The following is a 15,169-nucleotide window of genomic DNA, read 5'->3' on the forward strand; positions in this document are numbered from 1 at the left end:
CAGCCGGACCTGCGGGAGTCCATCCGGGTTCGCGCAACCGGCGCGAGCGTGTTCGGGCGCTGAGGCCGTGCGCCCGGATCGGGCACGGCCTGCCTGACAGGCCGGCGCGGCGCCGAAGTCAGTGGGCCGAAGGCACTTTCGCGGGCGCACGGTCGAAGCGCAGGGCCGGGTCCGCGACACGGCCGTACCGGAGTTTGGGAATGTCGGACAGGTAGTTCATGGTGAGCTTCCAGGGCGCGCGGTCACCCTGCTTGGGCAGGGTGTCCAGGACGCGGCGAACGTAGCCGGGTTCGAAATCCATGAAGGGGGCGGTGCCGACCGCCGGATCCCGGACCGGGGTGGCGGCGGCGTAGCCGTTGGCGTCCATATGGCGCAGCAGGCGAACCACGTGCTCGCACACCAGGTCCGCCTTGAGCGTCCAGGAGGCGTTGGTATAGCCGATGATGAACGCGAAATTGGGGACATCGGACAGCATCATGGCCTTGTAGGCCATCGCGTCGGGCAGGTGCACCGACCGGCCGTCCACGACCATCTCGACGCCGCCGAAGACGACGAGGTTCAGACCCGTCGCGGTGATGATGACATCGGCGTCGAGATGACGGCCCGAGCGCAGGTCGATACCGGACTCGGTGAAGGTGTCGATGTGGTCGGTGACCATCTCCAGTTCGCCGCGCCGGATCGCGCGGAACAGGTCGCCGTTGGGCACCAGGCACAGGCGCTGATCCCACGGGTTGTAGGCGGGATTGAAGTGGGTGCCGATGTCGTATCCGGCCGGGAGCCAGCGGGTTTGCAGGCCGTGGATCCAGGCGCGCACGCGCGCGGGATAGCGCTGGGACGCCTGGTACATGACCGTGCTGAAGACCACGTTCTTGGCGCGGGCCAGCGCGTAGGCGGCCTTGGCCGGCAGTACGCGGCGCACCCGGTCGGCGAACGCGTCGCGCGCGGGCATGGACAGGATGTACGAGGGCGAGCGCTGCAGCATGGTGACCCGCGCGCCCTGTGCGGTGAGCGCCGGGCCGAGGGTGACCGCGGTGGCCCCGGAGCCGATGACGACCACCCGCTTGCCCGCCACATCCAGCTGCTCGGGCCAGTGCTGCGGGTGCACGATGGGGCCCGCGAACCTGTCCCGGCCCGCGAATTCCGGCGTGTACCCCCGGTCGTAGCGGTAGTAGCCCGAGCAGCTGAACAGGAAGCCGGCGGTGATGACCACGGATTCGCCGTCGTGGTCGGCGGTCACGGTCCAGCGATTGGCCGCGCTGGACCATTCGGCGCGCACCACCCGGTGCCGGTAGCGAATATGCCTGTCGATGCCGCCCTCGGCGGCGGTGTCGCGCACGTAGTTCAGGATCGAGTCACCGTCGGCGATGGCCTTGTCCCCCAGCCACGGCCTGAACCGGTAGCCGAGGGTGAACATGTCCGAATCCGAGCGAATCCCGGGGTACCGGAACAGATCCCAGGTTCCGCCGATCGCCTCGCGCATCTCCAGAATGGCATAGGTCCGGCCCGGGAAGGCCGACTGCAGGTGGTGCGCCGCACCCACCCCGGACAATCCTGCCCCGACAATCAGCACATCGACGTGCTCGGGCGTGGTGCTCATCGATCTACCCTTCGATTCGCATGTATCCGGCGCTCGTCGTCAACCGAACCCGGCCGGCGGACACCGGCGTATCCGACCCCAGGGTATCCACCCGCGCCGAGGGGATGGCTCGAAGCGCCGATCAGGTACGCAGTCGCAATGCGCCGATGATGGATGAAATTTTCGGGCGGCCGATGCGGCGGGTGGCGGACAGGACAGCGTGGTGCATGCCCGTGGTTCCGTTCCGGCCCGCCGCGCGGTTCACCGATTCACTTGCGCGAGAAGAATTCCCCGACGACACCGGCCACGCGTTCGGGATCGCCCTTGTCCATGCCGAAGTGGTCGACTCCCGCGATGGTATGGCGTTCGCAGTGCGGCAGGGTGGACGCGAGTAGCTCGTGGTTGGGGTCGATGAATACGTGACGGTCCTTGTCACCGTCGAGCAGCAGAGTGGCGGCGGTGATCTCGGCGTAGTTCGAATAGGTGTCGTCGAGCCGCACGATCTCCCGGTGTTCGCGCAGGTTCTGCTCGAGCTGGCTGAACACCATCTCCTTCTCGGGAGCCTTCATGAACACCGTCATCATGCTGCGGAACATCCAGCGCGGCATCTTGCGCACGAGATCCGGGCCCAGGGCGCGGACGAATTCGACGAACGCGTCGAAGGGTTTGTCCTCGGCGAGGTATTTCTCGTAGGCGGACATCCACTCCGTGGGCAGGGAACCGGCGATGGAGACGCCGGGTTCGTAGAGCGCCAGTTTCGTGAATCCGGAATTGCCGCGCGCGGATTCCAGGGCGACCAACCCACCGTAACTGTGGCCGACCAACAGGGCCGCGCCGGTCTTGGCCTGTAGCGCTTCGACATCCGCGCGATCTTCGGCGATCGTGTAGTGCTCGCTCTGCGGGCCGCTGCCGCCGCGTCCACGCCGTTGGATGGTGTGCACGGTGAAGCCGGTGCTCAAAGCGCCGGCGAAACGGGCGAATCCGGCAGCTACCGATAGCGCGCCGGGAACCACGATCACCGCGGGACCGTCACCGACGGTCAGGTATTCGATCTGTGTGCCGTCCGCGGAAATGACGGTATCGGAACTCTGCTCGATTTCCGATTCGGTATCACCCATCTGAAACCTTCCGACCAGTGGCGCGGTGTCGAATTACGCGCGCGACAACGGTATTTCGGAGCACACGCTACGCCTGCGGCGCAGGCCCGCAAAGCATTCGCGAACCTCGCACCCGCGCGTCCGGTGTGTCGGCGAATTCAGGCCCGCAGACCGCTGGCGCGCAGCACACGCCGGCCGATTGCCGCGCGGATCGACTCCTCGGTGCCCAGCACCCGCACGTGCCGCCGCGCACGGGTGATGGCCGTGTACAGCAACTCCCGGGTCAGCAGCGTCGACTCCGGGCCCGGCAGCACCACCGAGACGTTGTCGTACTGGCTGCCCTGGCTGCGGTGGATCGTCATGGCGTACACCGTGGTGACGCCCGGGAACTGGGTGGGATGCACCAGGTACGGTTCGGTGCCGCGCTGCAGCGCGGCGCGCAGGGTGCCGTCGGGCGCGCGCACGATGACGCCGGTGTCGCCGTTGTAGATCCGCGCCTCGTGATCGTTGGCGGTCACCAGCAGCGGCTGACCCGGATACCAGTGGCCGGGACCGGGATCGGAGCTGATGCCCGCCGCCGCCACCCAGCTCGCGGCCAGGCGGTCCCAGCGCTCCACGCCGAAGGGACCCTGCCGGTGCGCGCAGAGCAGGCGATGCGATTCCAGCGCGGTCAGGGCGGCGGTGGCGTCGCCGGTGAGCGCGGCGTCGGTGGCGGACTGCGCCGCGCGCAGCACATCGGCGCGCACCTGTGCGATGTCGTCGGGGGTGTGCAGCGAGAGTTCGGCGCCGCCGGACGCCAGCAGTTCCATGGCGGTGTCGGCGTCGCCCGCGCGCACGGCGACCGCGAGCTCGGCGATCCGCCCGCCGAAGCGGCGGCCCCGGGTCAGGCGCACGATGCCGCCGCGCAGGCGTTCGCGTTCGCGCCCGGACAGGGCGTCCGGATGTGCCGCGGTGGCGCGCAGATCCGCGCCCAGGATCTGTTCCAGGGCCGGATTCGCCTGTCCGGCAATCGGTCCGGCCACCAGGTCGGCGAGCACGGCGCCCGCGTCGACCGAGGCGAGCTGATCCGGGTCGCCGACCAGGACCAGGCGGGCGTCCGGGCGCACCGCCGGGAGCAGGCGGCTCATCATGGTCAGCGACACCATGGAGGTCTCGTCGACCACGATCACGTCGTACGGCAGCCGATTGAACTCGTTGTGCTTGAAGCGCCCCGCCCCGCCGCGCTGCCAGCCCAGCAGCCGGTGCAGGGTGGCGGCGGTGAGCTCGGGCAGCCCGATGTCACCGGCCTGCTCGCGCACCGATTCCTGCAGGCGCGCAGCGGCTTTGCCGGTGGGGGCGGCCAGGGCGATGCGCAGCGCGGGCGCGCCCGGGATCGCTTCCTGGTGGGCGACCAGCAGGGCCAGCACCCGGGCGATAGTGTGGGTCTTGCCGGTGCCCGGCCCGCCCGCGACGACGGTGGTCCACTGCGTGGTCGCCAGCGCGGCGGCCAGGCGCTGACGGTCCGGGGGCTCGCCGGGTCCGCCCTGTTCCGGGAACAGCCGATCCAGTTCGCGCCGAATCAATCCCGCGTCCACCATGGGCTGGGTGGTGGAGCGTTCGGTCAGCACCTGCCGGATCGTCTCCTCCTGCCGGTAGTACCGGTCCAGGTACAGCAGCGGACCCGCGTCCGAGCCGCCCGCCGGGTCGATGAGCCGCAGCGGGCGCAACGGCCCGGCCGCGCTCCCGCACACCAGCGGGCTCACCCGCAGCGCCGCGATGACCTGCCCGACGTCCGGCCACGGCAGCGTGGCCGGGTCGATCGCGGATTCCTCGGTACCCTCTGCGTCCACGCCGATCTCGTGCATGCGCCGCACCTCGAGGCACACCGATCCCGACCGCACGGCGCGCACCGCGAGCGCGGTCGCGAACAGCACGGCCTCCGAGCTCTCCCGCGCGAGTCGCGTGAGCCGCAGCGCCACGTGCACGTCCGCGGCGTTGAGCACACCGGCGGCGTTGAACACCTGCAGCAGCCCTGTCCCCCGCTGCGCCAGCTGAATCGCGGTCACCGCGCCACCTCCGTTGCGTTCACGTCGCCCGCGAGGAGGGCGGACAGATCCACCACCAGGGCGGCAGGGGGTTTCCAGTCGAAAACGCCTGCGCCGCCGGGGGTGTGGGGGCCGATCATGCCGCGGACGAACAGGTAGCGGATGCCGCCGAGGTGGGTGGCGGGGTCGTAGGCGGGCAGCCGCCAGCGCAGGTAGCGGTGCAGGGCAACCGAGTACAGGATCGCCTGCAGGGGGTAGTGCGAGCGCATCATCTCCGCGGCCATGCGCTCGTGGGTGTAGTGCGCGACGGTCAGGTCGCCGGCGCCCAGGCGGTTGGTCTTGTAGTCGACCACCACGAAAGCCGGTCCGGGGACGCGCAATACGGCATCGATGCTGCCGGTGAGGTAGCCGCGCAGCGGGGCGTCGTCCAGGTGGGCGAGCTGATCGGCGTAGGGGGCGAACACGTCGCCCGCGGGCAGGTGGCGGCGCAGCAGATCGGCGATGGCCGGGACCGTGACACGGCCCGCGACGGGCTGGTCGCCGCCGGCCAGGGGCAACTCGAAATCCAGTTCGCTGAGCCGATCCCGGGCCGAGATGCTCGCCAGGGTGCCGACGCCGATGGGGGTGTGCATGACCGCGAGCAGGGCCCGCGCGAGCACCTCGGGATCGGCGTCGAACATCTGCTCGGCCACCGCCTGCGCACAGCGCGTGTGCATTTCGGCGGCCAGGTCGGCGGCGTCGGTGTCGACGTACTCCAGGATCTCGTGCACCAGCGTGCCGAACTCCGCGCCGTAGGGCAGCGTGTTCATGAGCGAGGGCGCGGCCGCGGCGAAGAGCTCGGCGTCGTCGAGAAGCACGCTCGGGGTAACGGGTTCGTCCGCGACGCCACCGCCGTCGGGGGTGTCCCCGGCCGGCATCGCGTCGTGCGCCCCGGCGGTGAGCGCGGAGTAGGACGTGCGCCGCCAGTCCTGGTCCAGGGTGCGGTCGAAGCGCGCGACGTCCAGGTGCTCGGGGGCGACGCCGGCGTCGGTGCGGCGCAGGCGTTCACGCTGGAAGACCGACACCGGTTCGATCGCGATCACGCCCGGCTCGGCGCCGGCCGCCCATTCCCGGATGCGGTCGAGCACCACCGAATCCGCGGGAACGCCGACCTTGTCGGCCACGGCGGGGCTCCCCGGTTCGCGGCCCAGGATCATGCGGTGCAGCGGCGCGGTCTGGGTGTCGAAGGCGGGCGCCCACCAGGCCACCACCTGTGCCCCCGCGCGGGTGAGCGCCACGTACAGCAGGCGCAGCTCCTCCGAGGCTTCCTCGCTCTCGGCGCGCAGGCGGCGCGTGCCGTAGCCGGGGGCGTCCGGGCCGCCGACGTCCAGGACGCGACGGCCCCGCTCGTCGTGGAAGAGCATGGTCGGGGGGTTGCGGAGTTTGGCCGCGTCCCAGGCGAAAGGCAGGTACACGACCGGGAATTCGAGGCCCTTGCTGGCGTGCACGGTGGCGATCTGCACCGCCGCGGCGTCGCGGTCCAGGCGGCGGCTGCGGTCGGCCACGCTGCCCGAATGCGGGTCGCGGACGCGGTCGGCGAGCCAGCGGGTGAGCGCGCTCAGGCCCAAACCCTCACGCAGGGCGGCCTCGTCGAGCAGCTGGGCGATCTGGCGCAGATCGGTCAGCTGCCGTTCGCCGCCTTCGAGGGCCAGCAGGCGCGGCGCGAGGCGGGTGTGCGCGCTCATCTTCTCGAAGACGGCGGCGAAGCCGGTGCGGCCGAACAGGCGGGCGGCGTCGCGCAGTTCCGCGCCGAGCCGGCCGACGAGATCCGCACCGCCGGAATCGATCTCCTGCGCGCTCACCCCGAGCAGCGCGGTGCCCGCGGCCAGGCGCACCCGATCGGCGCGGTGCGGCTGTTCCAGCGCGTGCAGCAGCCACAGCCATTCGGTGGCGGCGGGTGTGCCGAAAACGCTCGCGCCACCGGCGAGTACGGCGGCGACACCGGCGAGTTCGAGTTCCTTGCGGATCAGGTCCAGTTGATTGCGGTTGCGCACCAGGACCGCGATATCGCCGGGCCCGAGCGGCCTCTCGCAGGGGGTGCCCGCGTTGATCAGGGCGCCCGATTCCAGCAGGCGCACGATATCGGCGGCGACGTCGATGGCCACCCGCTCGCGCTGGCGGCCGACGGTCGGGTAGCCCGAGCGGTTCAGCGGGCCCGCGCCGGTGCGGGGCAGGCAGCGCAGCCGGAAGGGGGTGACGGCTTCGGGAGCGCCGGACAGGCGGGTGAAGGCGCGGGTGGCCGCGACCTTGTGGACGGTGATCTCCTTGTGCCCCAGGGCCGCTCCGCCGTGCAGGTGTTCCAGGGCGGCCAGCAGTCCGGCGTCGCTGCGCCAGTTGGTGGTCAGCTCGCGCTTGGCGTCGGCGTGCACGACCGCGTCCAGGTAGCTGAGCACCTCCGCGCCGCGGAAGGCGTAGATGGCCTGTTTCGGGTCGCCGACCAGCACCAGGGTGGTGTGCCCGTGGAAGGCGCGGCGCAGGATGTCCCACTGCAGCGGGTCGGTGTCCTGGAACTCGTCGACCAGGGCCACCTCGAAGCGGTCGCGAATGCGGCGGCAGGCGCGCTCCCCGTGCTCGGGATCGGCGAGCACGTCGTGCAGCAGGGTGAGCAGGTCGTCGAAGTCGCGCAGGCCCGAAAGCCGTTTGCGCCGCGCGGTTTCGGCGCGAGCCGCGGCCGCGAACGCGACCCGCTCCCCCGCCGGGTCATCCTCGCCCTCGGCCTCGGGCACCAGCGTCGCGGCCCGGTCCCCGACTGCCGCGGCGGCCAGGCGCTGGGCGTCGGCCGGGCCGAACGGGGCGTCCCCGCGCGCGTACCTGCCCAGGTACAGATCGTCCGCGACGGTGGACACCACGTCCTCGATGCTCTCCACCAGCCGCACGCCCGGATCGAGTTCGCCGGCGAAGCCGAGCTCGTCCAGCATGCGCTGGCAGAAGCTGTGCGTGGTGGCGATGGTCCCGGCGTCGAAATCCGACAGCGCCGCCAGCAGCCGTTCCCGGCGCGCGTTCACCTCACCCGGATTCGCCTGTGCCAGATGCCGGATCAGCTCGTCGTCCTGGGCCTGGGCCCGCTCCGGCTCGGCCAGCGCCGCGGCGACCGCCACGAACCGGTCGCGGGTGCGCTCGCGCAGTTCCTGGGTGGCCGCCCGGCTGAAGGTCACCAGCAGCAGTCGCGAGATGTCCACGCCCGCCTCGGCCACGAACCGCACCGCCAGTCCGACGATGGCGTAGGTCTTGCCCGTCCCCGCACTGGCCTCGAGCACCGTCGTCCCGACCGGCAGCGGCCCCGTCAACGCGAATCCGTCCCCCGAATCCCCGCCGCCCGCAACACCGTCCGCGCCCCCGAGACCACTCGCACCCACCGGCCCCACCCTCTCCTCGTCCCCCCACAACCCTTCGCCCTGCGCCACACCCGATCCGCGATCACCCGAATCCGCCTCACCCGCAGCGTATTCCGCCACCGAATCCCGACCCCCACCGGCTGCCGCATCACCGAAGAGGCCGGGAACGGTCCCGCCGGACGCGGGTCCCGGATCCGGCTCGCTCCCCGCGCCGCCGCCTCCCACATCGCCGAAGAGCGAGTCCGAGGTCGGCAGGAAGTCGGCCCCACCGGAAGGCTGTACGTCATCGAAGAGCCCCGGCTCCCCAGCACCCGCGACATCCCGGGCAGCAGGCGAGTCCGAAGTCGGCAGGGACCCGGTCGGGTCGGCGGGCCGTGCGTCGGCGGAGCGCCCGGGATCCGGGTCGTCCGCGGGATGCCGCCCGGTCATGGCGGAGCGGTCGCCGGACTGTTCCGCGGCGGGGGCGGGGTCCGGCTCAGCGCCGGTCGCAGCGTCACCCGGGACGCTGAAAAGGTCCGGGGCGTCGGGATTTTCCGAGGTCCGGCGGGGCGGGGGTGCGGGGTCGCGGCGGGCGCGCGGGGCCGGGGGGATGGCGGGGGCGTCGGCGAGCGAGAACAGGTCGTCGGTCATCCGCGCCTTTCCGGGGTCGTCGGGTGGGTCGTCACGGCTGGCCCTGGTGCTCGTTGGTGAGCAGGGGGTTCCACAGGCGGCGGGCGAGTTCGCCGAAGCGGGTCGGTTCGGATTGCGCGGACGGCGGGTCCTGGGTCAGGGTTTCGGCGAGCTGGTGGAAGCGGGGGGCCGGGCCCAGGATGTAGCGCAGGTAGCGGTCGGTGTGTTCGCCGTAGCGGCCGGGACCGTCCTTGCCGCCGTCGAATTCGTGTTCGGCGGCCAGCAGGGCGTCCTCGGGGGTGGAGCCCGCCAGGCGGCGTTCGGCGTAGACGGACGAGGCCGCGGGGGCTATGGGCAGCGGCTCGGCCAGGCCGCGGTCGCGCAGGTCGGCCAGGTCGCGCAGCAGCGCACGGGCGGTCGGCGCGTTCGGCGAGACCAGGGTGGACTGCCAGGTGGGGCGCTGCATCTTGCCGCGCCCGATGGTGATGGCCCGCCAGCTCTGATGGTCGCCGGTCGCGGCCAGCGCCAGCAGCCGAACCCACGCGGCCATCCGGTGTTTGGGCGCGACCCGGGAGAACGTGGTGCGCAGTACCGCGTCGTCGTGCACCTCCGGCACGGTACCGCTGAGGCGGCGGCCGTCGCCCAGATCCACCGCGATGTCGATCGTCCGGCCCGGGATCTCGTGCAGCGGCTGGGCGACGCGCACCAGCCGGTCCACCGTGCCCTCCACCTCGTCCAGCACGGCCGCGCCGAGCGCGAACGGCGGCAGGGTGCCGCGCCGCCACTCCGCGGCCCGCAGCGCGTTGGGGTCGACCCCGGTGAGCCGGGAGGTCAGCATGCGCTCGCCGATGCTCCACTTGGTGAGCCCGTCGAGTTCGATGGGCAGCCGGTCCGCGATCTCCTCGGCGTCCTCGGGCACCCGAATCCCCAAGCGCTGCCACAGGAAAGCGCGCATCGGGTGTTCGACGAAAGCCACCAGATCGGCGAGCTCCACATCCGCGCGCTCGCCCCCGGGCAGCGGCGCGGGCAGGAACAGCGGGCGCGGCCCGGGCGGCCGCTGGGCCGCCTGCGCACCCGCCAGCGCGACGGTGTCGAAGCTGAAGGGCTTCCCCGCCTCGAAATTGCGACGGTCGAAGGGCTGCAGCGGATGCCGGGTGACGACCCGCCCCAACGCCTGCGCTCCGACGTGCGCGCGCACCGTGTCGAGCAGTTCGGCCAGTGGAATCGCGGGCGGTCGATGCGCGCCGGACACCGGATCGGATCCGGTGTGCAGCAACACCAGTCGCTCACCCGCGGCCATGATGGCGTCCAGCAGCAGCTGCCGATCCTCACTGCGCGGATCACGGTCGCCCGGGCGGCGATGGCGGGCCAGCACGTCGTCGCCGTCCACCCCGCCCGCGCGCGGGAACACCTCGTCGTCGAGCCCGAGCAGCACCACGACCCGGTGCGGCACCGACCGCATGGGCACCATGGTGCACACCGTCAGCTCACCGGTCCGGAAGTTCGCGCGCGAGGGACGCCCGGCCAGCCGCGCGTCCAGCAGCGCCGCGATGTCGGTGAGCCGCAGCGGAATCCGCCCCGCGTGCTCGGTGGCCGCGGCCAGTTCGCGGCGCGCCTGCACGCCCATCCAGCCCTGCGCCGGCGGCACCTCGGTCAGCAGGTCCAGAGCGCGGCCCAGCACCTGCGCCCAGTCGGCCGCGGGCCGCGCCGTTCCGGCGGGCTCGGCGAGCGTCGGCCCGCGCAGATCGCGCAGGCAGACCGCGAGCCGGTCCACGAACTCGGCGAAGCGCCCGGCCAGGTCGATGTCGTTGCTGTCCACGTCGTCCAGCGGCAGCACCAATTCCAGCCAGTCCTCGCTGGATTCGCCCGCGGCCACACCCAGCAGGATCCGATCCACCGCGGCGTTGAGCGTGTTCTGCGCGAAGTCACCGAGCCCGAACGCCTGCCGCTGGCGCTGCCCGATCCCCCAGCGCGCGCCGGTCTCGGCGGCCCAGTCCCGCAGCCGCTCGATATCGTCGTCGTCGAAGCCGCAGCGCAACCGAACCGGTTCGGAGGCAGCCAGATCCAGCGCCTCGGTGACGGTGACGCGACCGTCCGCCAGCTCGAGCAGAATCCCGATCACGTCCAGCAGCGGATTCACCGCGCGCTGCGCCCGATCGGCCAGGCGCACCCGCAAGCCGTGCGCCGGATGCCCGTTCTCACCGCCCTCCAGGGACCACTGCCCGAACGCCGCGCGCACCAGCGGCGCGTAGCTCTCCACATCCGGGCACATGACGATGACATCGCGCGGTTCGAGGGTGGCATCGGCCGCGAACAACCCCAGCAGGCTGTCCCGCAGGACCTCCACCTGGCGGGCCGGACCGTGGCACGAGTGCACGGTGATGCTGCCGTCGGCCAGGCTCGGATCGGGCAGCAGCGACCAGCGGTCCTGCCGGATGGCGGCCTGCAACTCGATGAGCAGGCTGCGCGCGCCGGCCGGTTCGGGGCGCGGGTGGTAGGTGTCGATGTGGTCGTAGCCCGCCAGCCGCTCCTGCAGCTCCCGCACGTCGCGGCCGAGCGCGGCCAGCAGCGGATGCCGCACCCGCACACTGGAATTGGGGATCACCTCGGCGTCGGCGAGCTTGGTCCACAGCGCCGGGCTCGGGTGCACCAGCCACAGGTGCACCTGCCGCCCGATCGAGAGCGCGGACAGCACCTCCCACTGGTCGGTGCCCAGGCGCGTCACCCCGAACAGCGAGATCCGCTCCGGCAGCGACACCGCCGACGGGTCCGATCGCAGTCGCGCGCAGGCCGCCTCGAGCCGCTCGGCCGGACTCGGCGCGCCGACCGCCGCGCGCAGCCGCCGCCACAGCTCGGGCTGCCAGCGCAGATCCTCCGGCAGCCGCCCGCCCGCGCCGTCGGTGTCGGCCCCGCTCGCCCATTCGGCGATCATGGCGGGCCGCTGCTGGGCATAGCCCGCGAACAGCGCCGCGATCCGGGCCGCGGTGGCGTAGCGCCGCCCGACCCGGTAACCGGCCGGGTCGTTGTGCCCGAGATGCCGGGCGAGCACCGCGCCCCACGGCTGATCCAGCACGTCGTCGAGCACCGGCAGCAGGGTCCACACCACCCGCTCGGCCGCCCACGGGTCCTCATCCGGCGCGTACCCGGTGGCCTCGGCCAGCACCGCCGCGACCAGCCCCGCCGGGTCGGCGAAATCGATATTGGCCGATACTCCATCGGCGAGCGCCCCGCTGCCGAGCACCGCGGACAGGCGCTGATTGAGCCAGCGCTCGATGCCTTTGGCAGGCACCGCCACCACCTCGGGGGTGAAGGGGTCGCCCAGCGGTTCGGCGAGCAGCTCGGCCAGCGCGTCGGCGAGCGTGTCCGCACGCTCGGCCCGATGAATGTGCACGAGCTGTGTTTATACAGTCAGCGATCCGCATGCAATCACCGGGCACCCCGGCTCGGCGGGTGACACCCGCCACATGCCGAAGATTAGCTAGGGCGCGTCACCCGGGATATCGAGTGTGGTATGCGACAGTGCATTTCGGGGGAGGAAAGAAAATCGGTGAAGGAAAGGCTGGTTCGAGGCATGTCAGCGTCGGTGATTCCCATGGTGCCCAGGCGCGGGTTCACGGTCCGCCGGGTCGGAGACCGCTGGGAACTCGTGCACTCGCGGTATTACGGCCGCGGCGTAGTACTGGCGGCTTGGCCGCGGGATCGGCACACCGAGGCGTTCGAACACTGCTACCGGCTCAACGGGCGCAGCATCGAGGAACTGACCGCGGCCTTCCGCTGACGGCATCGACGCGCCGGAGGGGGATGCGAATCCCGGTGTGACAGTGGAATTTCGCTATCACACACATTGCTTTCGCTCAAGACGTGCGCCAACCGCATTGTGATGTCTATTGTTCCCCACGTGCGTTCCCCCATGGCCCGGCGCTCCCGCGTGGCCGCCTCCGCTTGCGTCCTCGCCGCTGCCGCTTTCATTCCCGCAGCACCGGTATTCGTCTCTTCCGCCGGTGCGCTGCCGGTACTGGCGCAGGGTTGCCTGCCCGGTTTCGACTGCGATCTCAGCACCAGAATCACCGCGGTCGACAACTATCTGCGCACTCGCCCCGGCACCACCGGATATGTGGTGCGCGACAGAGTCACCGGCGGCATCTACCGTAATGACAACGCGGACAGGATGTTCTGGACCGCGTCCACCATCAAGCTGGCCATCGCGGAAGATCTGATCAATCGCGCGCGGGTCGGGGCCATCAACCTCGATACCGGTGATCGCGCACTGCTCGAATCGATGCTCGCCACGTCCAATGACAATGCCGCGGACATTCTCTGGAACAAGTACGCGGGCCTGGACCGGATGGCGTTCCAGAACGCCTTCCGCGCCAATGGCATGAGCAATCTCGTGCCGCTGCCGCCGGTCACCACCGTCGAGCAGACGAAGCTGTTCCCGGACTGGGGTTTCCAGCAGTGCAGCCCGTCCGATCTGGACGCGCTCATGGACAATGTGCTGACCCGTATGCACCCGGACGACCGCGCCTATCTGGTCGATCGCATGCGCCGGGTGGACACCAATCAGCACTGGGGCGTGTGGGGCGCGGGCGCGGCGATGCAGCCGGGCCTGAAGAACGGCTGGTCACAGGAGAACGGCGGCTGGGTCGTGAACTCGGTCGGTTTCGCCGGACCGGGTGAGCGCTACACCCTGGCCATCATGAGCGAGCAGGGCCCGGCCGGCAGCTACACCGACGGCTCGGAGACCACCACGCGCGTCGCGAAGATGCTGTTCGCCGGTCGCTGACCGGTATCGGAGGACGTCGCGATCCCGGCTCCGGCCGGGGTCGCGGCCACCGGTCCCGCACACCGGGAAACCCGACCGGCCACGATGACCACGAGATTGCCCCTGAACGACCGCCCATATTGTATTTTCGACAGAGCTGTCGTGGCGCGGATTCCGATTGGTCCTGATTGGTCGTCGCACCTCACGCCGTACTACCGTTGGGCGTGAAGTGTCGTAGTTTCACCGTCTGGCGAGGAGCAGGGACTAGATGAGCACCGATAATTCCGTCGAACAGCGCCATCGCGTGGTGGTGATCGGGTCCGGGTTCGGTGGCCTTTTCGCCTGCCAGCATCTACGCAAGGCCGACGTGGACGTCACCCTGATCTCCAAGACCTCCACGCACCTGTTCCAGCCGCTGCTCTACCAGGTCGCCACCGGCATCCTGTCCGTCGGTGAGATCGCCCCCGCCACCCGCATCGTGCTGCGCAAACAGCGCAACGTGCGGGTCATCATGGGCGAGGTCAACGACATCGATCTCGACAGCGGCAACGTCACCTCGCGACTGCTCAACCAGGACACCGTCACCCCGTTCGACAGCCTGATCGTGGCCACCGGCGCGCAGCAGTCCTACTTCGGCAACGATCAGTTCGCCACCTACGCCCCGGGCATGAAGACGATCGACGACGCCCTCGAACTGCGCGCGCGAATCCTGGGCTCCTTCGAAGAGGCCGAACTGGCCAAGGACGAGGAGACCCGCGAGCGCTTCATGAACTTCGTGGTGGTCGGCGGCGGCCCCACCGGCGTCGAATTGGCCGGGCAGATCGCCGAACTCGCCGATCGCACCCTGGACGGCACCTTCCGCAACATCGACACCCGCGACGCGCGCGTCATCCTGGTCGAGGGCGCGGACGCCGTGCTCAAGCCCATGGGCCCCAAGCTCGGCGGCAAGGCGCACCAGCGGCTCGAGAAGATGGGCGTGGAGATCCAGCTCAACGCCATGGTCACCAACGTCGACGCGCGCGGTGTGACCGTGAAGGACAAGGACGGCACCCGCCGCATCGAATCCGCGTGCAAGGTGTGGTCGGCCGGCGTGCAGGCCAGCGAGCTCGGCAAGATGCTCGCCGAGCGCTCCAAGGGCACCGAGACCGACCGGGCAGGGCGCGTGATCGTCGAGCAGGACCTGACCATCAAGGGCTACCCGAACGTCTTCGTCATCGGCGACCTCATGTCGGTGCCGAACGTGCCGGGCCAGGCGCAGGGCGCGATCCAGGGCGGCACCTACGCGGCCAAGGCCATCAAGTCCGGCATCAAGGGTGAGACGCCCGAACAGCGCAAGCCCTTCAAGTACTTCGACAAGGGCTCGATGGCCACGGTGTCGCGGTTCTACGCCGTGTGCCAGGTGGGCAAGCTCGAGTTCAGCGGGTTCATCGCCTGGCTGGCGTGGCTCGCGCTGCACCTGTGGTACCTGGTCGGGTTCCGCAGCCGGTTCGTCACCGTCTTCGAATGGTTCGTCTCGTTCCTGGGCCGGCACCGCGGGCAGATGGCCGCGACCGAGCAGTGGGTGTTCGCCCGGCTCGCACTCGAGGCGCTGGACGACCCCGAAGAGGCGCTCGAGCTGCACAAGCAAATCGGCGGCGAATCACCGACGGAGAATGGCAAATCCGTAGCGAACACCAAGACCGGTCCGTCCGGAGAACAGCGCGCGGGGTAATCCCCTAACCTCGACC

8 protein-coding genes are annotated in these 15,169 nt (G+C 70.8%); 3 read left to right on the forward strand and 5 right to left on the reverse strand.

Going from position 1 to position 15,169, the window contains the following annotated elements:
- Nucleotides 1–118: 118 nt before the first annotated feature.
- The 5 genes from ACFVBH_RS20740 to recC form a co-directional block, all read right to left on the reverse strand.
- Nucleotides 119–1,597: a flavin-containing monooxygenase gene (locus ACFVBH_RS20740; RefSeq protein ID WP_379003499.1), complete on the reverse strand. Its 1,479-nt coding sequence runs from the start codon at nucleotides 1,595–1,597 to the stop codon at nucleotides 119–121.
- A gap of 248 nt (nucleotides 1,598–1,845) precedes the next feature.
- Nucleotides 1,846–2,694 (reverse strand): alpha/beta fold hydrolase, encoded by an 849-nt coding sequence (locus ACFVBH_RS20745; protein WP_379003501.1) that lies wholly within the window; start codon nucleotides 2,692–2,694, stop codon nucleotides 1,846–1,848.
- A 137-nt stretch (nucleotides 2,695–2,831) separates the two neighbouring features.
- Complete coding sequence (gene recD / locus ACFVBH_RS20750) at nucleotides 2,832–4,718, reverse strand: exodeoxyribonuclease V subunit alpha (RefSeq protein WP_379003503.1); 1,887 nt, start codon at nucleotides 4,716–4,718, stop codon at nucleotides 2,832–2,834.
- Complete coding sequence (locus ACFVBH_RS20755; protein ID WP_379004559.1) at nucleotides 4,715–8,092, reverse strand: UvrD-helicase domain-containing protein; 3,378 nt, start codon at nucleotides 8,090–8,092, stop codon at nucleotides 4,715–4,717. Before ACFVBH_RS20755 ends, recD begins: the two co-directional genes overlap by 4 nt.
- A gap of 640 nt (nucleotides 8,093–8,732) precedes the next feature.
- A complete protein-coding gene (gene recC / locus ACFVBH_RS20760) occupies nucleotides 8,733–12,071 on the reverse strand; it encodes an exodeoxyribonuclease V subunit gamma (protein ID WP_379003505.1) in 3,339 nt (1,112 codons plus the stop codon).
- Nucleotides 12,072–12,251: 180 nt separating this feature from the next.
- Here recC and ACFVBH_RS20765 point away from each other — a divergent pair, with 180 nt between their 5' ends.
- From ACFVBH_RS20765 to ACFVBH_RS20775, 3 genes are all read left to right on the forward strand, one after another.
- On the forward strand, nucleotides 12,252–12,458 hold the full coding sequence (locus ACFVBH_RS20765) for a hypothetical protein (protein ID WP_354988676.1): 207 nt from the start codon (nucleotides 12,252–12,254) through the stop codon (nucleotides 12,456–12,458).
- Between the two features lie 102 nt (nucleotides 12,459–12,560).
- Nucleotides 12,561–13,463, forward strand: coding sequence for a tat pathway signal sequence (locus tag ACFVBH_RS20770; protein ID WP_379003508.1), 903 nt, complete (start codon nucleotides 12,561–12,563; stop codon nucleotides 13,461–13,463).
- A 247-nt stretch (nucleotides 13,464–13,710) separates the two neighbouring features.
- On the forward strand, nucleotides 13,711–15,153 hold the full coding sequence (locus ACFVBH_RS20775; protein WP_354988678.1) for an NAD(P)/FAD-dependent oxidoreductase: 1,443 nt from the start codon (nucleotides 13,711–13,713) through the stop codon (nucleotides 15,151–15,153).
- Nucleotides 15,154–15,169: the final 16 nt, after the last annotated feature.

The organism is Nocardia sp. NPDC057668 (assembly GCF_042799795.1).
Lineage (GTDB): Bacteria > Actinomycetota > Actinomycetes > Mycobacteriales > Mycobacteriaceae > Nocardia.

Excerpts from the sequence above, each read along its gene's own strand:
- ACFVBH_RS20775 (WP_354988678.1), top strand. The coding sequence starts at position 13,711 with ATGAGCACCGATAATTCCGTCGAACAGCGCCATCGCGTGGTGGTGATC.
- ACFVBH_RS20770 (WP_379003508.1), top strand. The coding sequence starts at position 12,561 with ATGTCTATTGTTCCCCACGTGCGTTCCCCCATGGCCCGGCGCTCCCGC.
- ACFVBH_RS20745 (WP_379003501.1), bottom strand. The coding sequence starts at position 2,694 with ATGGGTGATACCGAATCGGAAATCGAGCAGAGTTCCGATACCGTCATT.
- ACFVBH_RS20740 (WP_379003499.1), bottom strand. The coding sequence starts at position 1,597 with ATGAGCACCACGCCCGAGCACGTCGATGTGCTGATTGTCGGGGCAGGA.
- ACFVBH_RS20765 (WP_354988676.1), top strand. The coding sequence starts at position 12,252 with ATGTCAGCGTCGGTGATTCCCATGGTGCCCAGGCGCGGGTTCACGGTC.